We start from the raw sequence: 25,068 nt of genomic DNA on the forward strand, positions 1-25,068 counted from the left end.
TCATCGACCAGGCTGGGGGCGGGTGACACGGGTGAGGGGCACACCGGGGGCGGCGCGCGTCCACATCCTGTGCGTGGCCGTCTGTGCCGGTCTGTGCGCCGGGCCCGCACTGTCGGAGGCCCGGACCCCCTGGGGCACGCTCGCGCTCCTCGCCGCGCTCCACCTCGCCTGCGAACTCGCGGGCCGGGTCCCCGTCCTCGGCAGCAGGCTGCCGGTGGACGCCGGATCGTTCCTTCCCGTGCTGATCGCCGCAGCGTTCCTGCTGCCGCCCTCGGCCGCCGTCCTCGTCGCGGTGCCCGGCTCCCTCGCGGGCCGGGTGGACCGGCCGCCGTTCGCCGCGCGCCGCGTCTGGCGGACCGCGTCGCTCGCCCTCACCGTGGGCGCCGCCTCGTGGACCTACGCGTTCCTGGGCGGGCCCGCGACCCTCGGAGGCCCGGCCGGCGGAACACATCCGGACCTTCCGTACGCCCTGCTCCCGGCGTGCGCCGCGGCGCTCGTCCTCAGCCTCGTGCCGGCCGTGCTGGACGGCGGCATCCTCGTCACGGCCGAGCGGATGGCGGCCGGACACGCGTGGCGGGGGCTCGCGGCCGGCTCCGTGGGCCCCCACCTGGTGCACGCCCTCGCCGGGCTGATGATGGCCGTCCTGTGGCGCAGCCCGTACGGCCCGGTCTCCGCGCTGTTCGTCCTGCTGCCGATGTACATCTCCTGCTGGGTGTTCGCGCAGTACCACCGGCGGCACGCCGCGCACCGCGCCACGATCAGGGCGCTCGTCCAGGCCGTCGACATCAAGGACGGCTACACCCGCGGGCACAGCGAGCGCGTGGGCCGTGCCTCCGAGCTGATCGCGCGTGAACTCGGCATGGACGAGGCCCGGATGGAGGCGCTGCGCTTCGCCGGCATCCTGCACGACATCGGCAAGCTCGGCGTCCCGACCCGGGTCCTGCGCAAGGACGGACCGCTGACCCCCGAGGAACGCGCGGTCATCGAACTGCATCCCGAGTACGGCCACGAGATCGTCCGGGGCATCGGCTTCCTGGACGAGGCGCGCGCCGCGATCCTGCACCACCACGAGCGGCTGGACGGCAGCGGCTACCCCTACGGCCTCCGCGGCGACGAGATCCCCGAGTTCGCCCGGGTCGTGGCCGTCGCGGACGCCTTCGACGCGATGACCTCGACCCGCTCCTACCGGCGCGGGCGGCCGGTGCCCGCCGCCGTCGAGGAGCTCGTACGCTGCGCCGGGAGCCAGTTCGACCCCGTGATGGTGCGCGCCCTGACACGCGCGCTCGACCGCCACGGCTGGTCCGCGCCGGCCAACACGGTCACGTCGGAGGAGGAGCCGGCGGGCATGCCCCGGCAGAAGGGCCCCGGGGAGCGGCCGGCCTCCGGAGCCCCCCGCCGGCCGGGGCGGCCCCTGTGACCCCCGCACGCGGGACCCCGCGCGCCGCCCTCGTGGTCCGCGCGGCCGCCGCCGCACTCGCCGCCGCCGCGCTCGCCCACACCCTGTGGAACGGCGTCGCCCAGCCCGGCCACGCCCTCGCCTTCGGCCTGCTGATCACGGTGGGGGAACTGGCCAGGTGGGGGGCCGTCCCCGGTGAGCGCGAGCCCGCGCCCCTGGGGGCCGCGGGCGCACTCGCCTACGCCCTGCTCGGCCGGAGCGCCGGGCAGGCCACGACGCACGACGCCCTCCAGGTGGTCACCGTCGTCGTCGCGGCCCAGCTCCTCGCCTCCGTGCCCCACCTGGCGCGCGGCAGCGGCCCCGGGCGCGACCAGGCGGCCCGCCGCGTCCTCGCGGCGGCCTTCGCCGCCGTGTGCTTCCAGCCGCTGCACCACTCGGGGCTGAGCGACCGCTGGCTGGGCGAGGGGCCGTACGTCGCCGTCCTCCTGCTCCTGCTGCTGGTGCTCACCGCCCTGTGCGACGCCGTCCTCGCCGCGCTCACGGCGGGTACCGACCGTCCGTACGGGCCGCGGCTGCGCGACGAGCTCCGCGCGCTCAGCGGCATCGGGCCCGCGGTGTGCGCGACCGGTGCCGTCATGGCCCTCGGGGTCGCCGCCGCCGGCCTGTGGGCGCTGCCCGTCCTGTGCGTCCCGCTGCTCCTCACCCAGGTGTCGTTCCGCCGCTACGCCGCCGTCCGCACGACCTACCGGCAGACGATCGCGTCACTGGCCAGGTCCACGGAGATCGCCGGCTACACCCCGCACGGCCATGCCCGCAGGGTGGCCGACCTCTCGACGGCCGTGGGGCGGGAGCTCGGGCTCGGCGGCCCCGAGCTGACCGTCCTGGAATACGCGGCGCTCATGCACGACATCGGCCAGCTCTCGCTCGTCGATCCGGTGCCGCACGGGGCCACCGCGGCCCTCCCGCCGGACGAACAGCGCCGCATCGCCCTGCTCGGCGGGGCCGTCGTACGGCAGACCGGGGTGGACCCCGCGGTGGCCGTCGTGGTGGAGCGGCAGGCGGATCCGTACCGGGAACAGCAGACCGCCGCCAGAATTGTCCGTACGGTCAACGCGTACGACGACCTGTGCGGGGAAGGCGGCAAGGGGTCCCTGCGGGCGCTGGAGCAGCTCAGGCTCGGCACCGGCCGCGACTACCAGCCACAGGTGGTGGAAGCGCTGGCCAGGGTCCTGGCGCGAGGCGGTCCCGTGCCGGTGCGGGCCGGGTAACCCATGGGTAATGAGCGAGCGTCCGGCCCGGCATGGTTGGATGCGAAGAGAGCGGCAAACGAGGGTGTCCAGTCGGGACAGGCGGGAATCGTGAGGATCTTCGGGAAGGTACGGCATCGGCCGTCCGCCTCTTGGCGGCAGGCCACGGACCGGGCGTTCACGCTGATCGGCGACGGCCGGTACGAGGACGCGGGGGCCCTGCTGACGCGCGCGGCGGACCTGGAGCCCTGGCTCTCCGAGTCCTGGTTCAACCTCGCGCTGCTGCACAAGTTCCGGCACGACTGGGAGCAGGCGAGGGCCGCGGGGCTGCGGGCCGTCGCCCTGCTGGACCGGGAGTCCGGCGCCCCGGACTGGTGGAACGTCGGGATCGCCGCCACCGCGCTGCAGGACTGGCCGCTGGCGCGCCGTGCCTGGCAGGCGTACGGGCTCAAGGTGCCCGGCAGCGGCCAGTACAACGCGGCGGCCAACAGCGAGCCCACGGGCATGGAGCTGGGCAGCGCGGCCGTGCGGCTCTCTCCCGAGGGCGAGGCCGAGGTCGTCTGGGGCCGCAGGCTCGACCCGGCGCGGCTGGAGGTGTTGTCCATCCCGCTGCCGTCCTCGGGGCGGCGCTGGGGCGAGGTCGTGCTGCACGACGGCGTGCCGAACGGGGAGCGGGTCACCGCCGCCGGGCCGTCCTACCCGGTCTTCGACGAGATCGAGCTGTGGGCGCCCTCACCGGTCCCCACCTGGGTGGTGCTGCTGGAGGCCGCCACCGAGGCCGACCGGGACGCGCTGGAGCAGCTCGCCTCGGACGCCGGTTTCGCCGCCGAGGACTGGTCGTCCTCCGTGCGCCTGCTCTGCCGTGCCTGTTCCGAGAGCCGGATGGAGAGCGACGAGGGTGACGGTGAGCACCTCGATCCGCACGACCACAGCGAGCCGGGCCACCCGGGCCCCCTGGGGCACCGGACCGCCGGTGACCTCTGGGTTCCGGAGCGTGAGTGCGGGATAGCGGCCCCGGCGGGGCTGGTGCGGGGACTGCTGGACGGCTGGGTGGCGGACAGCCCGGACAGCCGTGAGTGGCGCGATCTGGAGGAAGTCTGCTGAGCGATGCCCGTAGGCTGTACGCGCACCGATCGCGGTGCGGTACTCACGGGTTTCAGGCTTGCAGGAAGGCGTACGGCGGACATGTCGCAGCAGGAGACGGACGAGCGGACCGGCGTGGACGACGAGGGCTTCCTCGTGGACACCGAGGACTGCGAGGCGCGTGAGGCGGCGTACCGCGAGCGCGGCACCTCCCGTCCGATCACGGTCGTGGGCAACCCGGTTCTGCACAAGGAGTGCAGCGACGTCACGGAGTTCGACGACGAGCTGGCCCGGTTGATCGACGACATGTTCGCGAGCCAGCGGACGGCCCAGGGCGTGGGGCTGGCGGCCAACCAGATCGGTGTGGACCGCAAGGTCTTCGTCTACGACTGCATGGACGACGACAACGTCCGGCACGTCGGGGTGATCTGCAACCCGGTGCTGGAGGACCTGGCTCCCGAGCAGCGCAACCTCGACGACTCCAACGAGGGCTGCCTGTCGGTCCCGGGGGCGTACGCGGCGCTCCCGCGCCCCGACTACGCGGTGGTGCGCGGTCAGGACGCCCGGGGCAACGCGGTGAAGGTGCGTGGCAGCGGGTACTTCGCGCGGTGCCTCCAGCACGAGACGGACCACCTGTACGGCTACCTCTACATCGACCGGCTGTCGAAGCGGGACCGCAAGGACGCGCTGAAGCAGATGGCGGAGGGCGAACCCCGCTACGAGGTCGTCCCCAACGACTGATCCCGGCCATTGTGGCGAAGGGGCCCCGCCGCCGGCGGGGCCCCTTCGCCATGTCGTGGGCGGCGGCCGGAGAGGGCGTGCTTTCCCTCGTGCTTTCCCTTCAACCCGCCCTTGGCAGGGCGTGGTTGACGCGCGTCGACCTGTCCGACAGGCTCACCCGTAAGCCCGCCCCCCACCTCATCGCGCAGGGAGACCCCGATGCTCAGACGTACCGCGCACCTCCTGCTCGGCCTTGTCATGACCATGGCTTTCGCGATAGGCGGGGCCGTGGTCACCGCCGGCACCGCGCAGGCCGACGGGTGTTACACCTGGACCCGCACCCTGTCGCCGGGCGCCACCGGCAACGACGTCACCCAGCTCCAGATCAGGGTGTCCGGCTACCCGGGATACAACGCCGTCCTGGCCGTCGACGGATCGTACGGTCCGGCCACCACCGCCGCCGTCAAGCGCTTCCAGTCCGCCTACGGCCTCGCCGCGGACGGGGTCGCGGGCCCGGCCACGCAGTCCAAGCTCTACGCGCTGCAGGACGACGACTGCACGCCGATCCACTTCACCTACCCCGAGCTCAACACCTGCAACAGCACCTGGGCCGGTGGGGCCGTGGCGGCCGGCACGGCCAAGGCGAACGCCCTGAGCAGCATGTGGAAGCTGGAGGCGCTGCGGCACGCGCTCGGCGACCAGTCCATCCGGGTCACCAGCGGCTTCCGCTCCACCTCCTGCAACGCGGCGGTCGGCGGAGCGACGAACAGCCGCCATCTCTACGGCGACGCCGTCGACCTGGGATCGGGACCGCACTCGCTGTGCACCATCGCGAAGCAGGCCCGCAACCACGGCTTCAACGGGATCCTCGGCCCCGGCTACGCCGGCCACAGTGACCACATCCACGTGAACCAGGGCCCCAGCCACTTCTGGTCCGCCTCCGGCTGCGGCATCTGAGGCGCTCCGGGGGCCGCCGGTCAGGCCGCCTCGGTCAGGCCGCCCGGCCCCCGGAACGTGCGGCGGTAGGCGTTCGGCGTCGTGCCCAGCGAGCGCACGAACTGGTGGCGCAGGGCGGCCGCGTTCCCGAAGCCCGTATGTCCCGCGATCGTGTCCATCGTCTCGTCCGACGTCTCCAGCAGGTGCTGCGCCAGCAGCACGCGCTGCCTGAGCAGCCAGCGGTACGGAGTGGTGCCCGTCTCCTGCTGGAAGCGGCGGGCGAAGGTCCGGGGCGACATGTGGGTCTGCACCGCCAGCTGCTCCACGGTCATCTCCTGGTCGAGGTGGCGCTCCATCCAGGCGAGCGTCTCGCCGACCGTGTCGCACCGCGTCCGGGGCAACGGCCGCTTGATGTACTGCGCCTGGCCGCCGTCCCGGTGCGGGGGGACCACCATGCGCCGGGCGATGGCGTTCGCCACGGCGGGGCCGTGCGCCTGCCGGACCAGGTGCAGGGCGGCGTCGATCCCGGCGGCCGTACCCGCCGAGGTGATGACCGGGCCGTCGTCCACGTAGAGCACGTCCGGCTCCACCCGTGCCTTCGGGAAGCGCCGGGCCAGCTCGTCGGCGTGACGCCAGTGGGTGGTGCACCGGCGGCCGTCGAGCAGCCCGGCGGCCCCCAGCACGTATGCACCGGAGCACACGCTCAGCACCCGCGCGCCCCGGGCGACGGCCCGGCGCAGGGCGTCGAGGACCTCCGCCGGGTACTCCCGCGCCATGAAGTGACTGCCCGCGGGCACGGCGACGAGGTCGGCCTCCTCCAGCCGCTCCAGCCCGTGGGGCGTGCTGATGGTGAATCCGGCGTGCGTCCGCAGGACCGGGCCCTCCGCCGAGACGACCGCGAAGTCGGTCACCGGCAGGCCCTCGTCCGAGCGGTCGAGCCCGAACACCTCGCACAGGACGCCGAGTTCGAAGGGATGGACCTCGTCGAGCAGCAGGGCGGCCACATTGTTCAGCATGGCGTCATTGTGGCAGTAATTCGAGGGTGCATGACAGTCCTGCCACTGCCCGAATTTCGTCGCGGGCACGACAGTAGAGCCATGAACACATTCCTGAGCTACCTGGTCACAGCCGCACTCATCGCCCTCGTCCTGCTGCCCGCGCTCGCCGGTCTCGCACGGGAGCGCCGGATCGACCACGAACTGCGGGAGGCGGACCTGCGGCGGCGGACGGCACCCCCGCAAAGGCGAGGCGCCGCGCGGCCGGTCACGGCCACGCGGCGCCCCCACCTCAGGTCGTGGGCCAGGGTCTAGAAGTCGTCGTCGAAACCGACGGACCCCTCCACCGCCACCTGGTAGGCGGACGGCCTGCGCTCGAAGAAGTTCGTCAGCTCCTGCACGCCCTGCAGCTCCATGAAGGAGAACGGGTTCTCCGAACCGTAGAGCGGCGGGAAGCCGAGCCGGGTGAGCCGCTGGTCGGCGACGCACTCCAGGTACTGGCGCATCGAATCGGTGTTCATGCCGGGCAGGCCCTCGCCGCACAGGTCACGGCCGAACTGAAGCTCCGCCTCCACCGCTTCCCGCAGCATGTCGGTGACCTGCTGCTGGAGCTCGTCGTCGAAGAGGTCCGGCTCCTCCTTGCGGACGGTGTCCACGACCTCGAACGCGAAGTTCATGTGCATCGTCTCGTCGCGGAACACCCAGTTGGTGCCCGTGGCGAGACCGTGCAGCAGACCGCGCGAGCGGAACCAGTAGACGTACGCGAAGGCGCCGTAGAAGAACAGCCCCTCGATGCACGCGGCGAAGCAGATCAGGTTCAGCAGGAAGCGGCGGCGGTCCGCCTTCGTCTCCAGCCGCTCGATCTTCTCGACCGAGTCCATCCACCTGAAGCAGAACTGCGCCTTCTCGCGGATCGAGGGGATCTCCTCGACCGCGTCGAACGCCGCCGCCCTGTCCGCCGGGTCGGGCAGATAGGTGTCGAGCAGCGTCAGATAGAACTGGACGTGCACGGCCTCCTCGAACAGCTGCCGCGACAGGTACAGGCGCGCCTCGGGCGAGTTGATGTGCTTGTACAGCGTCAGCACGAGGTTGTTCGAGACGATCGAGTCACCGGTCGCGAAGAACGCCACCAGCCGGCCGATCATGTGCTGCTCGCCGGGCGACAGCTTGGCGAGGTCGGCGACGTCGGAGTGGAGGTCCACCTCCTCGACCGTCCAGGTGTTCTTGATCGCGTCCCGGTAGCGCTCGTAGAAGTCCGGGTAGCGCATGGGGCGCAGGGTCAGCTCGAAGCCCGGGTCGAGGAGGTTCTTGCTCTCGGACGTACTCATTACTGGCAGGCCTCGCAGGACTCGGGGTTTTCGAGGGAGCAGGCGATCGCGTCAGCGTCGGGCGACGACGCCTGCTGTACGGGAATGGGGGCGGCGGCCGCGGCCTGCCCGGACGCCGCGCGGGCGATCCGGGTCGCCGGGCGCGAACGCAGGTAGTACGTCGTCTTCAGCCCCTGCTTCCAGGCGTACGCGTACATCGAGGAGAGCTTGCCGATCGTCGGCGTCTCCAGGAACAGGTTGAGCGACTGGCTCTGGTCGAGGAACGGCGTGCGCGCCGCCGCCATGTCGATCAGTCCACGCTGCGGGATCTCCCACGCCGTGCGGTACAGCGCCCGCACGTCCTGCGGGATCCACGCGAAGCCCTGCACGGAGCCGCTCGCCTCGCGCAGCGCCTCACGGGTCCGGGCGTCCCACACGCCGAGCCGCTTCAGCTCGTCCACGAGGTAGCCGTTGACCTGGAGGAACTCACCGCTGAGCGTCTCGCGCTTGAAGAGGTTGGAGACCTGCGGCTCGATGCACTCGTACACCCCGGCGATCGAGGCGATCGTCGCCGTCGGCGCGATGGCGAGCAGCAGGGAGTTGCGCATCCCGGTCTTCGCGACCCGGGCGCGCAGCGCGTCCCAGCGCTCCGGCCAGCTCAGCTCCGTGTCGTAGTGGTCGGGGTGCAGCACACCGCGGGCGGCGCGCGTCTCGGACCAGGCGGGAAGCGGGCCCGACCGCTCGGCCAGGTCGCAGGACGCCTCGTACGCGGCCAGCATGATCCGCTCGGAGATCTTCGTGGACAGGGCGCGGGCCTCGGGGGAGTCGAAGGGCAGCCGCAGCTGGAAGAAGACGTCCTGGAGGCCCATCGCGCCGAGACCCACCGGACGCCAGCGGGCGTTGGAGCGGCCGGCCTGCTCGGTCGGGTAGAAGTTGATGTCGACGACCCGGTCCAGGAACGTCACGGCGGTGCGCACGGTGGCGTCCAGCCGCTCCCAGTCGATGCCGCCGTCGGCCACGAACGCGCCCAGGTTGACCGAACCCAGGTTGCAGACGGCCGTCTCGCCGTCGTCGGTGACCTCGAGGATCTCGGTGCACAGGTTCGAGGAGTGCACGACCCGGCCCGGCTCGGCCGTCTGGTTGGCCGTGCGGTTGGAGGCGTCCTTGAAGGTCATCCAGCCCTGACCGGTCTGCGCGAGGGTACGCATCATCCGGCCGTACAGCTCACGCGCGGGCATCGACTTGCGGGCCAGGCCCTTGGCCTCGGCCGCGCGGTAGGCCGCGTCGAACTCGTCGCCCCACAGGTCGACCAGCTCGGGCACCTCGGCGGGGGAGAACAGCGACCACTCGGTGTCGGCGTCGACGCGGCGCATGAACTCGTCCGGGATCCAGTGCGCCAGGTTGAGGTTGTGCGTGCGCCGCTGGTCCTCGCCGGTGTTGTCGCGCAGCTCCAGGAACTCCTCGATGTCCGCGTGCCAGGTCTCCAGGTAGACGGCGGCGGCACCCTTGCGGCGGCCGCCCTGGTTGACCGCGGCGACCGAGGCGTCGAGCGTCTTGAGGAACGGCACGATCCCGTTGGAGTGGCCGTTCGTGCCGCGGATCAGCGAACCCCGGGCGCGGATGCGCGAGTACGAGAGGCCGATGCCGCCCGCGTGCTTCGAGAGGCGGGCCACCTGGTGGTAGCGGTCGTAGATCGAGTCGAGCTCGTCCAGCGGCGAGTCCAGCAGGTAGCAGGAGGACATCTGCGGGTGCCGGGTGCCGGAGTTGAAGAGGGTCGGCGAGGACGGCAGGTAGTCGAGGCGGCTCATCAGGCCGTACAGGGAGGCCACTTCGTCCAGGGCGCGCTGCGAGGTGTCCTCGGCCAGTCCGGCGGCCACGCGCAGCATGAAGTGCTGCGGGGTCTCGACGACCTGCCGGGTGAGCGGGTGGCGCAGCAGGTAGCGGCTGTGCAGCGTGCGCAGGCCGAAGTAGCCGAAGCGGTCGTCCGCCCCGTCGGCGAGCGAGCGTTCCACCAGCGCGTCCAGCGCGGCCGCGTGCAGCGCGACGAACTCCGCCGTGCGGTCCGCGATCAGGCCCTCGCGGTGCCCGACGGCGACCGACGAGGAGAAGGAGACCGCGCCTTCGCCCGCCGCCTCGTCCGCGATCGCGAGGGTGAGCAGCCGGGCGGCGAGCCGGGAGTACGCCGGGTCCTCCGAGATCAGACCCGCGGCGGCCTCGGTGGCCAGCGAGCGCAGCTCGGCCTCGTCCGCCCGCGCGCTCCGGCCGCGCAGCGCGGCGGCCGCGACCCGTCCGGGGTCGGTGTCGGGCAGATCGGCGGTCAGACCGGTCAGGGTCCGCAGCAGCGCGGTCCCGGGCGCGTCGGTCGTGAGGCTCTCGGATTCCGCGGCTGAAACCGGGTCTGCGGGCGCGATGGTCACTGGGGCTATCCCTCGCTCGGCTCGGGGCCTGCGGGAGCGGGGCAGCCGGGCACGGTCGCCCCCGGGGAGGGAGCACGGCGCGCACGGCGTCCACCGGCCTTCCGCGGGGCCCGGACGTCTCGGCATCCGGTTCGGTCGAGCCGGACGCACCGTCGGCAGGTCCTCGGACTCCGCGGTGCGCGAATGCACACCGATCACACCGTTGCGGGACAGTTCCGGATTCGCACCGGATTCCCCTGCGGCGACAGCGAGGTCGAGCATACATGTGGGGGCTGCCGATTGAGGCAGCCCCCACATGTAGTGTCGTGACGGGTCAAAAGGTCAGGCGGTACGTCAGCAGGGTGAAGCCGGGAAGCGGGCTCCAGTCCCGCTCAGGGGTCCGTACGAAGCCGAGCCGCGCGTAGATGCGGTGGGCGGACCCCATGGACGGCTGGGTCGACAGCACCACCCCGGACAGCCCCTCGGTGGCGCGTGCCCGCTCGACACAGGCCCGGACGAGCGCCTCGCCGGCACCGCGTCCGCGCGCCGCACGGGAGACGGCCAGCATCCGCAGTTCGGCCTCGTCCCCGCCCGCGATGTCGGTCCACGGGCTGCCCGGCGTGACGTAGGTGACACCTCCCAGCAGGAGGCCACCGGGGTCCACCGCCGCCAGCACGAGCGCCTCGGCGGCGCGGCGTCCGACGGCGCGGAGCTGTTCGACGTACTGATCGGCCGCGCCGAAGTCCAGCAGTCCGTCGTCGAGGTAGGCCCGGGTGGTGATCTCGCCCAGGGCCTCGTGCTCGCCGGCGCGGACCGGTCTGATCGAGACGTCCATGCGCGGAGTCTGCCTCAGACGGCGGCCCGGCGCACGTGCCTTTCGGGGAGCCGGCGAACCGGCCCCGCACACGGGCCCGTCCCGGCAGGGCGGACCCTGCCGGGACGGACGACGTCACGGGCTACAGGCGTTCCAGGGGCTCGGGCTCGCCTCCCGGCGCACCCACCGTGGCCGGCGGGAGCGTGACCTTGACGCCGGGCTCGCCGACGTCCGCGGTGTAGTCGGACGGCGAGGTCTCGTCGATACCCGCCGGGGCCTTCAGCGCGTTCAGGACGAAGGTCAGCACGACCACGACGACGATGTTCAGCACGATCGCGGTGAGACCGATGTAGCCGATCTCGCCGATGCCGGGGATCTCCTTCGAGGAGCCGCCGAAGTGCTTCTGCGTCGGGCTGGCGACGCCGTACGCGGCCACCGTGCCGTAGATCATGCCGACGGCCCAGCCTGCGATCAGGGCCCAGCGGTGGAACCACCGGGTGAACAGGCCGCCCACCAGCGCCGGCATGGTCTGGAGGATCCAGATCCCGCCGAGCAGCTGGAAGTTGATCGCGACCGTCTTGTCCATGGTGAGGACGAAGGCGAGCGCGCCCACCTTGACGAGCAGCGAGACCAGCTTGGAGACCTTGGTCTCCTGGGCCGGTGTCGCGTCGGGCTTGATGAAGTCCTTGTAGATGTTCCTGGTGAAGAGGTTCGCCGCGGCGATCGACATGATCGCGGCCGGCACCAGGGCGCCGATCCCGATCGCGGCGAAGGCCACACCCGCGAACCAGTCGGGGAACATGGTCTCGAACAGCTGGGGGATCGCCAGCTGCCCGTTGTCGACCTTGATCCCGGCCGCGATCGCCATGAACCCGAGCAGGGCGAGCAGGCCCAGCATCAGGGAGTACAGCGGCAGGATCGTGGTGTTGCGCCGGATCACCTCACGGCTGCGGCTGGAGAGCGTCGCCGTGATCGAGTGCGGGTACATGAAGAGCGCGAGCGCGGAGCCCAGTGCCAGCGTCGCGTAGCCCCACTGGCCCATCTCCCCGGGCACGAGCGCGCCCCTCGGTTTGCCCGTCGCCTCGTTGGTCTGGGCGAACGCCTCGCCGGCCTTCGCGAAGATGTCGTCGAAGCCGCCGAGTTTGATCGGGATGTAGATGATGGCCACCGCGATGACCAGGTAGATCAGGCCGTCCTTGACGAACGCGATGAGCGCGGGGGCCCGCAGTCCCGAGGAGTACGTGTACGCGGCGAGGACCGCGAACGCGATCAGCAGCGGCAGGTCCTTGACGAACCAGTGGGTGTTCTCGCCGCCGCCGACGCCCATGACGTCCAGCACGGCCTGGATGCCGACCAGCTGGAGCGCGATGTACGGCATGGTGGCGAGGATGCCCGTGAGGGCGACCGCCAGTGAGAGGCCCTTCGAGCCGAAGCGGCCGCGGACGAAGTCCGAGGTGGTGACGTACCCGTGCTTGTGCGACACCGACCACAGGCGGGGCAGGAAGGTGAAGATCAGCGGGTAGACGAGGATCGTGTACGGCACGGCGAAGAAGCCCGCCGCACCGGCCGCGTAGATCGCCGCGGGGACCGCGACGAAGGTGTACGCGGTGTACAGGTCGCCGCCGAGCAGGAACCAGGTGACCCAGGTGCCGAACGACCGGCCGCCCAGACCCCATTCGTCGAGGCTCGCCTCGTTCTCGGCCTTGCGCCAGCGCGCGGCCATGAATCCGATGACCGTGACGGCCAGGAAGAAGAAGATGAACACGGCGAGTGCGACGCCGTTCACGCCGTCCTTCATGCGGAAGCACCTCCCTTGCGGGCGCGCTGGTCACGCTGCCACAGCTTGTAGGCGACCATGGTGAGCGAGGTCGAGATGAGCACCCAGAGCATCTGGTACCAGTAGAAGAAGGGGATACCGATGAAGGTCGGGTTCACCTTGGCGTACGAGCCCACCCAGAGCATCGCCACGAACGGTGCGATCAGGCACAGCGCGATGACCACCCTCGCGGGTGTCACTGTTGGTGGTTTCGCCTCGGTTTTTTCTGACATCGGCAACTCCGTCCCCTCGCTGATCACCTGGTGTAATGCGCAGGAAATCTAGGCGAGGGTTCCGCCCAGCGTCACCCCCCGTCCGCATTGCGGTCCTGCAACGGTCCGGAAGACACCCGGAACGAGTGGATCCCCCCGCAGGTGTGCGAGGGGATCCGAGGCCGCCGGAAGGGGTCCGGGTCAGTCGGTGGGACGCTTCAGGCGGGCGACGAACTTGTACCGGTCGCCCCGGTAGACCGAGCGCACCCACTCCACCGGCTCGCCGTGCCCGTCGACCGAGTGCCGGGACAGCATGAGCATCGGCAGCCCGACGTCCGTGCCCAGCAGCCCGGCCTCGCGCGGCGTGGCGAGCGAGGTCTCGATGGTCTCCTCGGCCTCGGCGAGCCGGACGTCGTACACCTCGGCCAGCGCGGTGTAGAGCGACGTGTACTTCACCAGGGAACGGCGCAGCGCGGGGAAGCGCTTCGCCGAGAGGTGCGTGGTCTCGATCGCCATCGGCTCACCGCTGGCGAGCCGCAGCCGCTCGATCCGCAGCACCCGGCCCCCCGCGGTGATGTCCAGCAGCCCGGCGAGCGTGTCGTCCGCGGTCACATAGCCGATGTCCAGGAGCTGGGACGTGGGTTCGAGGCCCTGGGCGCGCATGTCCTCGGTGTACGAGGTGAGTTGCAGGGCCTGCGAGACCTTCGGCTTGGCGACGAAGGTCCCCTTGCCCTGGATGCGTTCCAGCCGGCCCTCGACGACGAGTTCCTGGAGCGCCTGGCGCACCGTGGTGCGGGAGGTGTCGAACTCGGCGGCCAGGGTCCTCTCGGGCGGCACGGGGGTGCCGGGCGGCATGGTGTCCGTCATCTCCAGGAGATGGCGCTTGAGCCTGTAGTACTTGGGGACGCGTGCCGTGCGCGTAGCCGCACCGGTCTCGCCCGTACTGCTGCCCCCGTCGGCACCCATGATCCGCCTTCCCGACTGCTGCGTTGCTGCCGTCACCGGCTCCTCCGTCTGTCGCGGCTCACATGGTGGCACGGTCCGGTCACGGGTCGTCGCCCTCCCTTAGGTGTCGGTCCTATAACGGACGCGAGTGCACTTCTTATACACCCTTGACACCCCTAAAGGTCTAGGCCAAGCTCCCGGTACTGGTCTAAACCATTAAAGACCAGGTCCCAGCCCCAGCAGAACTACTCGTGGGTGTCTTCGCGGTGGGCGGGGGGGTTGCAGCACCCTGAGGAGGGTTCAGCGTGAAGCGCAAGCTCATCGCGGCGATCGGCGTCGCGGGCATGATGGTCAGCATGGCGGCGTGTGGCTCCGACGACGGCGGCAGCGACAGCAGCGGCAAGAAGTCCGGTCCGGACAGCTACAAGGGACAGACCCTCACCGTCTGGGCCATGGACGGCTCGACGCCGGAGCAGTGGCAGAAGGATCTTACCGCCGCCTTCGAGAAGAAGACCGGCGCGAAGGTCAAGTTCGAGGTCCAGCAGTGGAACGGCATCCAGCAGAAGCTGACGACCGCCCTCTCCGAGGAGAACCCGCCGGACGTCTTCGAGATCGGCAACACCCAGACCGCGGCGTACGCCAAGACCGGCGGGCTCGCCGACCTCGGTGACCTCAAGTCGGAGATCGGCGGCGACTGGGCCGCCAACCTGAACGAGGCCGCCGTCGTGGACGGCAAGCAGTACGCCGCCCCGTGGTACTTCGCCAACCGCGTGGTCCTCTACAACAAGACGGTCTTCGCGGACGCGGGCGTCACCGAAACCCCCAAGACCCGCGACGAGTTCTTCGCGGCGCTCGACAAGATCAAGGCCAAGGGCAAGGCCGAGCCGCTCTACCTCCCCGGCCAGAACTGGTACTTCTTCGACGGCCTCACCATCGGCAAGGGTGCGGACCTCATCAAGAAGGACGGGGACAAGTGGGTCTCCAACCTCGCCGACCCGAAGATCGGCGAGGCGATGGACCTGTACAAGAAGTACCAGGCCTACTCCAAGGCCCCCAAGGACAAGGACGAGGCGACCCCGCAGCAGGCCGACGTCTTCGCCAAGGGCAAGACCGGCGCCTTCATCGGCATGGGCTGGGAGGCCGGCACGGCGATCGCGGCCAACCCGGCCATCGAGAAGGAGATCGGCTACTTCACCATCCCGGGTGAGACGGCCGACAAGCCCGAGGGCGTCTTCCTCGGCGGCTCCAACCTCGCCGTGGCCGAGGGCAGCGCGAAGCAGGACCTCGCCAAGGAGTTCCTGAAGCTCGCGCTCTCCGACCAGTTCGAGGGCCAGCTCGCCAAGCTGAACGGCGTCATCCCGAACAAGGAGTCGCTGAACACGAACCTGGCCGGCAACCCGGTCGCCGAGGCCGCCGCGCCGTCCGCCAAGGTCGGCGGCACCACGCCGCTGATCCCCGAGTGGGCCGCGGTCGAGAACGCCCCCAACCCGATCAAGACCTTCATGACGGCGGTCCTGAACGGCAAGTCGAACGCCGAGGCCGCCAAGCAGGTCGAGGCGGAGTTCAACAAGCGCCTCGCGCAGAAGCAGTAAGGCCGAACTGCCGGGGGACGGGTTCCGACACGGAGCCCGTCCCCCGGCAGTCGACGTGTGTCCCATGGTGCCGAGAAAGAGATGGCGAGCATGACCGTGCAGACCGAACGGCCGCCTTCAGGTCCGACGGACGTGGTGAAGGGGACCGGTGCAGCGCCGGGCAAGCCGGCGGCCCGTGGCAGATCCCGCGCGACGGCCCCGTACCTGCTGCTGTTGCCGCCGGTGGCCGTGACCCTGGTGTTCCTCGGCTGGCCGCTGATCGAGAACACCCTGCTGTCGTTCCAGAACCTCAACATGAGGCAGCTGATCCAGCACCTCACCGAGTGGAACGGGATCGACAACTACAAGGAGATCCTCGGCAGCGAGGAATTCTGGGACGTCACCGTCCGCTCGACCGTCTTCACGGCCGTCAACGTCGCCCTGACCATGGTCTTCGGCACGCTGATCGGGCTCCTGCTGGCCCGCCTCGGCAAGCGTATGCGCGTCGCGCTCCTCATCGGCCTGGTGCTCGCCTGGGCGATGCCCGTCGTGGCCTCGACCACCGTCTACCAGTGGCTCTTCGCCTCCCGGTTCGGTGTCGTCAACTGGGTCCTGGACAAGGCCGGCTTCCACTCGATGGCCGACTACAACTGGACCGGCGGCCAGTTCTCCACGTTCTTCGTCATCACCGTGCTCATCGTGTGGATGTCGATCCCGTTCGTCGCGATCAATCTCTACGCCGCGACGACGACGATCCCCAAGGAGCTCTACGAGGCCGCCTCGCTCGACGGCGCCGGCCCGTGGAAGAGCTTCACCTCGGTCACCATGCCGTTCCTCAAGCCGTTCCTCTTCGCGACGACGTTCCTGGAGGTCATCTGGATCTTCAAGGCGTTCGTCCAGGTCTTCGCGATCAACCAGGGCGGACCGGACCGGCTCACCGAGATCCTGCCGGTCTACGCCTACATCGAGGGTGTCGGGAACCAGCACTACGGCATGGGTTCGGCGATCGCGATGCTCACCATCGTGATCCTGCTCCTGCTGACGTCCTCCTACCTCCGGATCGTTCTCAAGCAAGAGGAGGACGAGCTGTGAAGCGCTCGGCTTCGTCACGGTTCAGCCGCATCTGGCCCAACGCCACGGCGGTCCTGCTGATCATCGGTTTCGTCTTCCCCGTGTACTGGATGTTCGCGACGGCCTTCAAGCCGACGCCGGACATCGTCGCGGACGACCCGGTCTGGTTCCCCACGAACTTCACGTTCGAGCACTTCCGGACCGCCGTCGACGCGGACAACTTCTGGACGATGGTCCGCAACTCCCTCACGGTCACGGTCCTCGCCGTGACGTTCTCCCTGATCCTCGCGCTGGCCGGCTCGTTCGCCCTGGCCCGGATGCGCTTCAAGGGACGCAAGGGATTCATCGTCGGCTTCATGGTCGCCCAGATGGCGCCCTGGGAAGTCATGGTCATCGCGATCTACTTCATCGTCCGCGACTCGGACATGCTCAACAGCCTGATCCCGCTGACGGTCTTCTACATGGTCATGGTCCTGCCCTTCACCCTCCTGACGCTGCGCGGCTTCGTCGCCGCGGTGCCCAGGGAGCTGGAGGAGTCGGCCATGGTGGACGGCTGCACCCGTCCGCAGGCGTTCGTCAAGGTGATCCTGCCGCTGCTCGCACCCGGCCTGATGTCCACGTCGATGTTCGGCTTCATCACCGCGTGGAACGAGTTCCCCCTGGTGCTCGTCCTGAACAAGCAGGCGGAGTCCCAGACCCTGCCGCTGTGGCTGTCGCAGTTCCAGACCCAGTTCGGCGACGACTGGGGCGCCACGATGGCCGCCTCCTCGATCTTCGCCGTCCCGATCCTCGTCCTCTTCGTCTTCCTGCAGCGCAAGGCCGTCAGCGGTCTGACCGATGGCGCAGTGAAGGGATAACCCGGCTGCCATGACCACCCTCGTATCCACCACGGACACCGTCACACGCGACGCGCTCGCCGTGCTCCAGCCCGGGTTCACCGGCACGAGCGCCCCGGACTGGCTCCTGCGCAGGGTCGGCGAAGGCCTGGCCTCCGTCGGGCTGTTCGGCCGGAACATCCACACACCCGAGCAGCTCGCCGCGCTCACCGCCCGGCTGCGGGCCGAACGGGACGACGTACTCGTCGCGATCGACGAGGAGGGCGGCGACGTCACCCGGCTCGAGGTCCGCGCCGGATCGTCGTTCCCCGGCAACCTCGCCCTCGGCGCCGTGGACGACGTGGACCTCACCCGTGCCGTCGCCCGCGAGCTCGGCCGACGGCTGGCCGAGTGCGGCGTCAACCTCAACTGGGCGCCGTCCGCCGACGTCAACTCCAATCCCGGTAACCCGGTCATCGGCGTACGGTCCTTCGGCGCAGACACCGCGCTCGTCGCCCGGCACACCGCCGCGTACGTCGAGGGACTCCAGTCCGCCGGCGTGGCCGCCTGCACCAAGCACTTCCCCGGGCACGGCGACACGGCGGTCGACTCGCACCACGCGCTGCCCCGCATCGACGTGGACCTGGACACGTTGCACGCCCGTGAGCTGGTGCCTTTCCGGGCCGCCATCGCGGCGGGTTCCCGGTCGGTCATGAGCGCGCACATCCTGCTCCCCGCACTCGACCCGACCCGGCCCGCCACCCTGAGCCCGCAGATCCTCACCGGACTCCTGCGCCAGGAACTGGGGTACGAGGGCCTGATCGTCACGGACGGCATGGAGATGGACGCCATCGCCGGTACGTACGGCATCGAGCGCGGCTCCGTCCTCGCGATCGCGGCGGGCGCCGACGCCATCTGCGTCGGCGGCGGGCTCGCCGACGAGGAGACCGTACTGAGGCTGCGCGACGCGCTCGTCACGGCGGTGCGGACGGGTGAACTGCCCGAGGAGCGGCTGGCCGACGCCGCCGCACGTGTACGGGCTCTCGCGTCCTGGACGCAGAGGGCCAGGGGGGCTGCCTCGGCGCCGGGCGCGGACACGCAGGAGGGGACCGCGCCCGGCACCGGAGCCGGCATCGGGCTGATCGCGGCCCGCCGCGCCGTGACGGTCACGGGCGCCGCCGAACCGCTGGACGCACCGCCCTACGTCGCCGCCCTCACCCCGGTCGCGAACATCGCGGTCGGCGAGGAGACCCCGTGGGGTGTCGCGGCGGAGCTGGCCCGGCTGCTGCCCGGCACCGCGACGGACACCTACGGCGGTGAGCACGGTTCACCCGCGGCCGAGGTGCTGCGGACGGCGGGGGAGCGGCGCGTGGTCGCCGTCGTCCGCGACGCCCACCGGCACGCGTGGATGGGCGAGGCGCTGGACACGCTGGTGGCGGCGCGCCCGGACACGATCGTGGTCGAGATGGGCCTGCCGGTGGCGCCGCCCCGGGGCGCGCTCCACATCGCCACCCACGGCGCCGCACGGGTGTGCGGGGTCGCGGCGGCGGAGACGATCACGGGTACCCGCGCCGGATAGCCCGCGGACCGCACGAGGGCCGGGCCACCGAAGACGGTGACCCGGCCCTCTCGCGTGCGGGGAGGTCCTACAGGCCCTGCCACCGCGGCTTCGCCGCGTAGGTGGCACGGAAGTAGTCCGCCAGCTTCAGCTTCGACGCGGCGGCCTCGTCGACCACCACCGTGGCGTGCGGGTGCAGCTGCAGGGCCGAGGCCGGCACGATCGAGGCCACCGGGCCCTCGACGGTGCGGGCCACCGCGTCGGCCTTGCCCTCGCCGGTGGCCAGCAGGATCGGGTGACGGGACTCCAGGATCGTGCCGATGCCCTGGGTGATGACGTGGTGGGGCACCTGGTCGATGTCGTCGTCGAAGAAGCGCGCGTTGTCGATCCGGGTCTGCTCGGTCAGCGTCTTGATGCGCGTGCGGGAGGCGAGCGACGAGCAGGGCTCGTTGAAGCCGATGTGCCCGTCGGTACCGATGCCGAGCAGCTGGAGGTCGACACCGCCCGCCTCGGCGAGCGCCCTGTCGTACGCCTCGCAGGCGGCCTGGACGTCCTCGGCCGTGCCGTCCGGGCCCATGAAGGACTTCTCGGACAGGCCCAGCGGCTCGACGACCTCGCGCAGGACGACCGAGCGGTAGGACTCGGGGTGGCCGGCCGGCAGCCCGACGTACTCGTCGAGCTGGCAGATGCGGGCACGCGAGGCGTCCACCGCGCCGGATCGGACCTTCGCCGCCAGGGCCTGGTAGACGGGCAGCGGGGTCGATCCGGTGGCAACGCCGAGAAGTGCGTCGGGCCTGCGGCTCAGCAGGGCGCCGATGGCCTCCGCGATGAGCTCGCCGCCTGCCGTGGCGTCCGGGACGATGACAACTTCCACGCTGTGCCTGCCGATCTGAAGAGTGGCGTCATGTGGTATAGACCAATCTCGGACCAATCTAGCAGAACGGGGCGGCCGGGAGGTGAACCGTCCGGCTTCGCGTCGATGACTGTCGCCCCGTCGGCGGACATCCGGCCCGCGCGCGCGGAATGCCCCCGGAAACACCCGCGGGCCGCGGCGCCGGGACGGGACCCTCAGCCCGTCCGGCACCGCAGCCCGGAGCTTCCTGGCCGGCGGTGTGCGGTGCCTCCGGCCATGTGGGGCACCGGCGCAGTCAGGGCAGAGAGCGCCGGGTACCCCGGTCCGCCCTCCTGTGCGGGGAGAGCGGAGGTCTTGTCGCGTACGGATCATGTCCTGTGCATGGCGTCCGCACCTCGCATTGTGGACTAGACCAATAGGCCCTGTCCATCCGTGAGGACGGACATTCTCCGCGGCCCGTCCCCCCGCCCAGTGTCACGCATCGGCGGCCCGATCGGTTCGGAACCTCGTCATCCGCGCGGGTACGCTCGCACACGTGCCCTCCATGAACGACCTCGTCCACCAGCACACAGCCCTGAGTGACACCGACCTCGAGTGGCTCCATCTGCTGGTCTCGGAGTGGCAGCTGCTCTCCGACCTGTCCTTCGCCGACCTCGTCCTGTGGGTGCCCACCCGCGACGGGACCCGCTATGTGTCCGTGGCGCAGATGCGGCCCAACACCGGCCCCACCTCCTACCAGGACGACATGGTCGGGCACCTGGTGCCGCGCGGCCGCCGCCCGCTGCTGGACGCCGCCCTGGACGAGGGCCGGATCGTGCGGGAGGGCGACCCCGAGTGGCGGGAGGAGGTGCCCGTACGGGTCGAGTCGATCCCCGTACGGCGCGAGGGCCGGATCCTCGGGGTGATCGCCCGCAACACCAACCTGCTCACCGTGCGGACCCCCTCCCGGCTGGAGCTCACCTACCTCCAGTCCGCGTCCGACCTGGCCCAGATGATCGCCGCCGGCACCTTCCCCTTCCCCGGCCAGCAGGTCGACATGGACGCCTCGCCACGCGTGGGGGACGGACTGATCAGGCTCGACGCGGACGGCGTGGTCCAGTACGCCAGCCCGAACGGCCTCTCGGCGTACCACCGGCTCGGTCTGGCATCGGACCTCGTCGGCCACCACCTGGGCGCGACGACCGCCGAACTCGCGCCGTCGCGCGGCCCGGTCGACGAGGCCCTGGTCAAGGTGGCGAGCGGATACGCCCCCAGGGAGTTCGAGGTGGAGGGCGCCGGCGGGGTCATCCAGCTGCGGGCCATCCCGCTGAAGCCCAAGGGTGTGCGCATCGGTTCGCTGGTGCTCCTGCGCGACGTCACGGAACTCCGGCGCCGCGAGCGGGAATTGATCACGAAGGACGCCACCATCCGGGAGATCCACCACCGGGTGAAGAACAACCTCCAGACGGTGGCCGCCCTGTTGCGCCTCCAGGCGCGCCGGATGGACTCCGAGCGGGGCCGCGAGGCGCTCAACGAGGCGGTGCGGCGCGTCGGCTCGATCGCGATCGTCCATGAGACGCTGTCCCAGAACCTGGACGAGCGGGTGCAGTTCGACGAGATCGCCGACCGCGTGATCGCCATGGTCGCCGAGATCTCGCCCGGAAAGGTGACCTGCCGACGATCGGGCCGCTTCGGGATTCTCGACGCCGAGGTGGCGACGCCGCTGTCGATGGTGCTGACCGAGGTGCTGCAGAACGCACTGGAACACGCGTTCACCGTGGCCGAGCAGGGCACGGTCGAGGTCTCCGCGGTGCGCGGCGGGTCACCCTCCGAGGGCCGGCTGCTGATCACCGTCACGGACGACGGACGTGGGCTGCCCGAGGGATTCGACCCGCAGCGCGCCGGGAACCTGGGTCTCCAGATCGTGCGGACGCTGGTCGAGGGCGAGTTGGGCGGCACGTTCGGCATGGTCCCCGCGCCGGAGCGTGGCACCCAGGTGGTCCTGGACGTCCCCGTCCGGAACGACAAGTAGCGGCGCGGCCGTCACCGCACAGCAGTGGGCCCGGACCGTGGTGACGGTCCGGGCCCACTGCGTGGTGCTCACGGTGCGATGCGCTTCGGGGGTACTGCGCGCTGCGACTCGAAGGCGGGGCTGTGCGTACGCTCTGTACGCGCCGCCGGGCTGAGGCTCGTCGTGCGGGGGGCGTCGGTCAGGCGCTGGCGTTACGCGCCCGGTTGCGAGCGGCGCGGCGCTTCATTGCGCGGCGCTCGTCCTCGCTGAGGCCACCCCAGACGCCGGAGTCCTGACCGGACTCGAGCGCCCACTGCAGGCACTGCTCCATGACGGGGCAGCGACGGCAGACGGCCTTGGCTTCCTCGATCTGCAGCAGCGCAGGACCGGTGTTGCCGATGGGGAAGAACAGCTCGGGGTCTTCCTCACGACAAACGGCGTTGTGACGCCAGTCCATGGCTGCTACCTCTCCTTGGTATTACATGCTGGTGCTTGTGAATGTGAACGCTTTCACGAATCCCCCCGCGGCCGAAGGTCCGACGTCCAGAAGAACTGGATGTGGTCCTGTTGTGGTGAGGAGGGGTTCTGGCTCTCAGTGGAGGCCGATGTTGCGGGCCGTCCCGATCGCCATGTAGAGATTCCCAAACCTCGGCGACGGATACAACCCCTTCTGGAAAGTTTTTTTTGATTCCTCGGTGTCGACTAGGTCACAGCCGTACTTCTAAGGGGTGGGGGCCAGCCCAAACGTTCGAGTTAAAGGACTTTCGCCCCTTCCACTCACACAATCACACGCAGTGCACGGCGAACGCCTGTGAACGTCACGCTCGTACGCAGTCCGAGGTGGTCACCGTCCATCTGGAAGGGCAGCGGGACCTTTGAATGCAAGGTGAAGTCCGTGAGGTCATGCATGGAGACGGCGTGCTTACCGTGTGGACCCTTTTCGGGACTGGAAGTGAGCAACTGGGTGGCGTACCGGGTAACGGCAGGCGTCGAAAGACGCTTCAGGCCGAGGATGTCCAGGGCGGTGTCGAACGAGGCCCTCGGGGACGCGTATATCGGGCGGTTTCCCAGGTAGGTCCAGGGTGCGGTGTTGCAGATTATCGACAGCGCGAGGTCCGTGACCGGGTCCTGGCCGGGCACCTCCAGGGTGATCTGGCCGCTGCGCCGGTGCGGCTCGTCCAGGAACTGCTTCAGGACCTGCCGCACGTACAGCGCGTGGGTCGAGCGTTTGCCCAGCTCGCGCTTCTGTTCGACCCGTCCGATGACGCCCGCGTCGAACCCGAGGCCCGCGCAGAAGGTGAACCAGCGGCCCGGGACCGCCTCGTCCGCACTGCCCGGGGTGCCGGCCGCGAGGCCGAGGCCCACCGTGCGCTCGCTGCGGGCGGCCAGGGCGTCCAGGATCGCGCCGGTCGCCTCCACGGCGTCGTTGGGGATGCCCAGGGCGCGGGCGAACACATTGGTGGAACCGCCGGGCACCACCGCGAGACTCGGCAGGCCCTCGGGGTCGGGACCGTGGTGGAGCAGGCCGTTGACCACCTCGTTGACCGTGCCGTCGCCGCCCAGGGCGACCACCAGATCGACGTCGTCGGAGTCCGCGGCCCGTCGCCCCAGGTCCCGGGCGTGCCCCCGGTACTCCGTGGTCACGGTCTCGATCTTCATCTCGCTCGCGAGGGCGTGGATCAGCACGTCACGCGTCCGCGCACTGGTAGTGGTGGCAGCTGGGTTGACCACGAGAAGTGCGCGCATGCAGGCCAGGGTACCCACCACGCCGTACGGCCCCGAAGCCGCGCTCCACCGGGTCCGCGTACGGTCACCGAGCGTGACGGCGCGGGAATCGCCGCGGCCCCGGCTTCACGGTCCGATGCCCGGGATGTCAGTCTGAAAGACGTGAGCACTCAGCAGAACATCCCCCCGTCGTCGCCCCCGGCCGGCCCGGAGAAGCCCGCCCGGATCGCGCTCGTGGCCGCGCTCTGCGGTCTGGAGGCCGCCGCGCTCGTCGTCGGCGGGATCTACATGCTGGTCATGGGCCTGCTCGGCCGCCCCGACAGCCCGCAGCAGGCCGAGACGGGAGGGCTGACGCTGATCGTGCTCGGTCTCATCCCGCTCCTCGCCGCCCGGGGTCTGCTGAGGCGGCGCAGCTGGAGCCGGGGACCCGCGCTCATCACCCAGCTCATGGCGCTGCCGGTGGCCTGGACCCTGCTGAGGGCGCAGGGCGCGCTGATCCCGGCCGGGATCGCCCTCTCCGTGGTCGCGGTGACCGCGCTCGTGCTGCTGCTCGCCCCGGCGACCACCAAGGCCCTGGGGATCCGGGTGCAGCGGACGACGCCCGACGCCTGAGCCCTCGCGCGGCGACCCCACGGGGCCGCCGCGTCCGGCCTCCGGCTCTCGCTACTCCTCGACGAGCAGCCGCTCGCGCAGCTGCGCGAGCGTGCGTGCCAGGAGGCGCGAGACGTGCATCTGGGAGATGCCGACCTCCTGGGCGATCTGCGACTGGGTCATGTTGCCGAAGAAGCGCAGCAGCAGGATCCGCTTCTCGCGCGGCGGGAGGTCCTCCAGGAGCGGCTTGAGCGACTCGCGGTACTCCACGCCCTCCAGGGCCTCGTCCTCGGAGCCCAGGGTGTCCGCCACGGCCGGCGACTCGTCGTCCGTGTCGGGCACGTCCAGCGACAGGGTGCTGTACGCGTTGGCGGACTCCAGCCCTTCCAGCACCTCCTCCTCGGAGATGCCCAGGCGCTCCGCCAGCTCGTGCACGGTGGGCGAGCGGCCGTGCTGCTGGGAGAGCTCCGCGGTAGCCGTGGTCAGCGACAGCCGCAGCTCCTGGAGACGCCGCGGAACGCGTACCGCCCAGCCCTTGTCGCGGAAGTGGCGCTTGATCTCACCGACGACCGTGGGGGTCGCGTACGTCGAGAACTCCACCCCGCGGTCGGGGTCGAACCGGTCCACCGACTTGATCAGGCCGATCGTGGCGACCTGGGTCAGGTCGTCGAGCGGCTCGCCCCTGTTGCGGAACCTGCGGGCCAGGTGCTCGACGAGCGGCAGGTGCATCCGCACCAGCCGGTTGCGCAGCTCGGCCTTCTCCACCGAACCGTCGGGGAGCGCCCGCAGCTCGATGAACAGCGCCCGCGCCCCGCTGCGGTCCCGTGGATCGTGGTGCCCGTGCTCGCTCATCTGGCCCGCCCGCTCCGCCTGCGACTGCTCCACCGCGACCGGACGGCCCTGAACCCCGTCCGCACCGTCCGCGTCCGCACCGTCCACCGGATGCGGCCGGGCCTGCTGCTCCGGGACGGCTGCTGGGCGCACCGCCCCGGACCGGATCGTCTCGTCCCGCACAGGACCGTCCCCG

The 25,068-nt window shown here is 70.7% G+C and carries 23 protein-coding genes and 1 riboswitch; of the genes, 12 read left to right on the top strand and 11 right to left on the bottom strand.

From position 1 onward, the window contains the following. The first annotated feature begins 31 nt into the window (after nt 1–31). The 5 genes from OHT61_RS21530 to OHT61_RS21550 all read left to right on the top strand — a co-directional run bounded on the left by OHT61_RS21530 (nt 32) and on the right by OHT61_RS21550 (nt 5,403). The gene (locus OHT61_RS21530) at nt 32–1,417 is read left to right on the top strand and encodes an HD-GYP domain-containing protein (RefSeq protein ID WP_329043356.1); all 1,386 of its coding nucleotides are present in this window, start codon (nt 32–34) and stop codon (nt 1,415–1,417) included. Next, nucleotides 1,414–2,664, top strand: a complete 1,251-nt coding sequence (locus tag OHT61_RS21535; RefSeq protein ID WP_443049504.1) for an HD-GYP domain-containing protein — start codon at nt 1,414–1,416, stop codon at nt 2,662–2,664. The genes OHT61_RS21530 and OHT61_RS21535 overlap by 4 nt, the downstream gene beginning before the upstream one ends. A gap of 90 nt (nt 2,665–2,754) precedes the next feature. After that, on the top strand, nt 2,755–3,747 hold the full coding sequence (locus OHT61_RS21540) for a tetratricopeptide repeat protein (RefSeq protein ID WP_329040459.1): 993 nt from the start codon (nt 2,755–2,757) through the stop codon (nt 3,745–3,747). A gap of 81 nt (nt 3,748–3,828) precedes the next feature. Continuing rightward, on the top strand, nt 3,829–4,467 hold the full coding sequence (def, locus tag OHT61_RS21545; protein ID WP_329040460.1) for a peptide deformylase: 639 nt from the start codon (nt 3,829–3,831) through the stop codon (nt 4,465–4,467). 198 nt (nt 4,468–4,665) lie between these two features. Next, nucleotides 4,666–5,403, top strand: a complete 738-nt coding sequence (locus OHT61_RS21550) for a D-Ala-D-Ala carboxypeptidase family metallohydrolase (RefSeq protein WP_329040461.1) — start codon at nt 4,666–4,668, stop codon at nt 5,401–5,403. A 20-nt stretch (nt 5,404–5,423) separates the two neighbouring features. On the opposite strand, the gene OHT61_RS21555 is transcribed toward OHT61_RS21550, so the two are convergent. Next, nucleotides 5,424–6,398: a GlxA family transcriptional regulator gene (locus OHT61_RS21555; RefSeq protein ID WP_329040462.1), complete on the bottom strand. Its 975-nt coding sequence runs from the start codon at nt 6,396–6,398 to the stop codon at nt 5,424–5,426. 81 nt (nt 6,399–6,479) lie between these two features. On the opposite strand from OHT61_RS21555, the gene OHT61_RS21560 reads away from it, so the two are divergent. Next, entirely contained in the window at nt 6,480–6,692 is a 213-nt protein-coding gene (locus OHT61_RS21560) for a hypothetical protein (protein ID WP_329040463.1), read from the top strand. On the opposite strand, the gene OHT61_RS21565 is transcribed toward OHT61_RS21560, so the two are convergent. The 6 genes from OHT61_RS21565 to OHT61_RS21590 form a co-directional block, all read right to left on the bottom strand. Beyond that, nucleotides 6,689–7,705 (bottom strand): ribonucleotide-diphosphate reductase subunit beta, encoded by a 1,017-nt coding sequence (locus OHT61_RS21565; RefSeq protein ID WP_329040465.1) that lies wholly within the window; start codon nt 7,703–7,705, stop codon nt 6,689–6,691. The two genes, OHT61_RS21560 and OHT61_RS21565, sit on opposite strands and share 4 nt — an antisense overlap. Beyond that, nucleotides 7,705–10,101, bottom strand: coding sequence for a ribonucleoside-diphosphate reductase subunit alpha (locus tag OHT61_RS21570; RefSeq protein ID WP_329040467.1), 2,397 nt, complete (start codon nt 10,099–10,101; stop codon nt 7,705–7,707). Before OHT61_RS21570 ends, OHT61_RS21565 begins: the two co-directional genes overlap by 1 nt. A gap of 137 nt (nt 10,102–10,238) precedes the next feature. Continuing rightward, a riboswitch (cobalamin riboswitch) is annotated at nt 10,239–10,362 on the bottom strand. Nucleotides 10,363–10,414: 52 nt separating this feature from the next. After that, on the bottom strand, nt 10,415–10,915 hold the full coding sequence (locus OHT61_RS21575; protein ID WP_329040468.1) for a GNAT family N-acetyltransferase: 501 nt from the start codon (nt 10,913–10,915) through the stop codon (nt 10,415–10,417). A gap of 121 nt (nt 10,916–11,036) precedes the next feature. After that, nucleotides 11,037–12,692 carry a monocarboxylate uptake permease MctP gene (gene mctP, locus OHT61_RS21580; protein ID WP_329040469.1) on the bottom strand — a complete coding sequence of 552 codons (1,656 nt, stop codon included), beginning with the start codon at nt 12,690–12,692 and terminating at the stop codon, nt 11,037–11,039. Then, a complete protein-coding gene (locus OHT61_RS21585; RefSeq protein ID WP_329040470.1) occupies nt 12,689–12,943 on the bottom strand; it encodes a DUF3311 domain-containing protein in 255 nt (84 codons plus the stop codon). The genes mctP and OHT61_RS21585 overlap by 4 nt, the downstream gene beginning before the upstream one ends. A 180-nt stretch (nt 12,944–13,123) precedes the next feature. Continuing rightward, the gene (locus OHT61_RS21590) at nt 13,124–13,888 is read right to left on the bottom strand and encodes a GntR family transcriptional regulator (RefSeq protein WP_329043358.1); all 765 of its coding nucleotides are present in this window, start codon (nt 13,886–13,888) and stop codon (nt 13,124–13,126) included. A 284-nt stretch (nt 13,889–14,172) separates the two neighbouring features. On the opposite strand from OHT61_RS21590, the gene OHT61_RS21595 reads away from it, so the two are divergent. From OHT61_RS21595 to OHT61_RS21610, 4 genes are all read left to right on the top strand, one after another. Then, nucleotides 14,173–15,459: an extracellular solute-binding protein gene (locus OHT61_RS21595; protein WP_329040471.1), complete on the top strand. Its 1,287-nt coding sequence runs from the start codon at nt 14,173–14,175 to the stop codon at nt 15,457–15,459. Between the two features lie 90 nt (nt 15,460–15,549). Then, on the top strand, nt 15,550–16,530 hold the full coding sequence (locus tag OHT61_RS21600) for a carbohydrate ABC transporter permease (protein WP_329040473.1): 981 nt from the start codon (nt 15,550–15,552) through the stop codon (nt 16,528–16,530). Then, the gene (locus OHT61_RS21605; protein ID WP_329040474.1) at nt 16,527–17,366 is read left to right on the top strand and encodes a carbohydrate ABC transporter permease; all 840 of its coding nucleotides are present in this window, start codon (nt 16,527–16,529) and stop codon (nt 17,364–17,366) included. Before OHT61_RS21600 ends, OHT61_RS21605 begins: the two co-directional genes overlap by 4 nt. A gap of 10 nt (nt 17,367–17,376) precedes the next feature. Beyond that, the gene (locus OHT61_RS21610) at nt 17,377–18,903 is read left to right on the top strand and encodes a glycoside hydrolase family 3 protein (RefSeq protein ID WP_329040475.1); all 1,527 of its coding nucleotides are present in this window, start codon (nt 17,377–17,379) and stop codon (nt 18,901–18,903) included. Between the two features lie 67 nt (nt 18,904–18,970). On the opposite strand, the gene nagB is transcribed toward OHT61_RS21610, so the two are convergent. Further along, nucleotides 18,971–19,756, bottom strand: a complete 786-nt coding sequence (nagB, locus tag OHT61_RS21615; RefSeq protein ID WP_327114842.1) for a glucosamine-6-phosphate deaminase — start codon at nt 19,754–19,756, stop codon at nt 18,971–18,973. 523 nt (nt 19,757–20,279) lie between these two features. Here nagB and OHT61_RS21620 point away from each other — a divergent pair. Then, on the top strand, nt 20,280–21,746 hold the full coding sequence (locus tag OHT61_RS21620; protein WP_329043360.1) for a sensor histidine kinase: 1,467 nt from the start codon (nt 20,280–20,282) through the stop codon (nt 21,744–21,746). 178 nt (nt 21,747–21,924) lie between these two features. Here the strand turns inward: OHT61_RS21620 and OHT61_RS21625 are convergent, their stop codons facing one another. Then, nucleotides 21,925–22,182 (bottom strand): WhiB family transcriptional regulator, encoded by a 258-nt coding sequence (locus OHT61_RS21625; protein WP_003953983.1) that lies wholly within the window; start codon nt 22,180–22,182, stop codon nt 21,925–21,927. Nucleotides 22,183–22,502: 320 nt separating this feature from the next. Continuing rightward, a complete protein-coding gene (locus OHT61_RS21630; RefSeq protein WP_329040476.1) occupies nt 22,503–23,471 on the bottom strand; it encodes a diacylglycerol/lipid kinase family protein in 969 nt (322 codons plus the stop codon). A 141-nt stretch (nt 23,472–23,612) separates the two neighbouring features. Between OHT61_RS21630 and OHT61_RS21635 the strand changes: the two genes are divergently transcribed. After that, nucleotides 23,613–24,062, top strand: coding sequence for a hypothetical protein (locus OHT61_RS21635; RefSeq protein ID WP_329040477.1), 450 nt, complete (start codon nt 23,613–23,615; stop codon nt 24,060–24,062). 51 nt (nt 24,063–24,113) lie between these two features. On the opposite strand, the gene OHT61_RS21640 is transcribed toward OHT61_RS21635, so the two are convergent. Continuing rightward, the gene (locus OHT61_RS21640; RefSeq protein WP_329043362.1) at nt 24,114–25,055 is read right to left on the bottom strand and encodes an RNA polymerase sigma factor SigF; all 942 of its coding nucleotides are present in this window, start codon (nt 25,053–25,055) and stop codon (nt 24,114–24,116) included. Nucleotides 25,056–25,068: the final 13 nt, after the last annotated feature.

It is taken from the genome of Streptomyces sp. NBC_00178, from assembly GCF_036206005.1.
Taxonomy (GTDB): Bacteria; Actinomycetota; Actinomycetes; order Streptomycetales; family Streptomycetaceae; genus Streptomyces.

Coding starts and splice junctions, on each gene's coding strand:
- def (WP_329040460.1), top strand. CDS start 3,829: ATGTCGCAGCAGGAGACGGACGAGCGGACCGGCGTGGACGACGAGGGC.
- OHT61_RS21550 (WP_329040461.1), top strand. CDS start 4,666: ATGCTCAGACGTACCGCGCACCTCCTGCTCGGCCTTGTCATGACCATG.
- OHT61_RS21555 (WP_329040462.1), bottom strand. CDS start 6,398: ATGCTGAACAATGTGGCCGCCCTGCTGCTCGACGAGGTCCATCCCTTC.
- OHT61_RS21560 (WP_329040463.1), top strand. CDS start 6,480: ATGAACACATTCCTGAGCTACCTGGTCACAGCCGCACTCATCGCCCTC.
- OHT61_RS21565 (WP_329040465.1), bottom strand. CDS start 7,705: ATGAGTACGTCCGAGAGCAAGAACCTCCTCGACCCGGGCTTCGAGCTG.
- OHT61_RS21575 (WP_329040468.1), bottom strand. CDS start 10,915: ATGGACGTCTCGATCAGACCGGTCCGCGCCGGCGAGCACGAGGCCCTG.
- mctP (WP_329040469.1), bottom strand. CDS start 12,692: ATGAAGGACGGCGTGAACGGCGTCGCACTCGCCGTGTTCATCTTCTTC.
- OHT61_RS21585 (WP_329040470.1), bottom strand. CDS start 12,943: ATGTCAGAAAAAACCGAGGCGAAACCACCAACAGTGACACCCGCGAGG.
- OHT61_RS21590 (WP_329043358.1), bottom strand. CDS start 13,888: ATGGGTGCCGACGGGGGCAGCAGTACGGGCGAGACCGGTGCGGCTACG.
- OHT61_RS21600 (WP_329040473.1), top strand. CDS start 15,550: ATGACCGTGCAGACCGAACGGCCGCCTTCAGGTCCGACGGACGTGGTG.
- OHT61_RS21610 (WP_329040475.1), top strand. CDS start 17,377: ATGACCACCCTCGTATCCACCACGGACACCGTCACACGCGACGCGCTC.
- OHT61_RS21620 (WP_329043360.1), top strand. CDS start 20,280: ATGAACGACCTCGTCCACCAGCACACAGCCCTGAGTGACACCGACCTC.
- OHT61_RS21625 (WP_003953983.1), bottom strand. CDS start 22,182: ATGGACTGGCGTCACAACGCCGTTTGTCGTGAGGAAGACCCCGAGCTG.
- OHT61_RS21630 (WP_329040476.1), bottom strand. CDS start 23,471: ATGCGCGCACTTCTCGTGGTCAACCCAGCTGCCACCACTACCAGTGCG.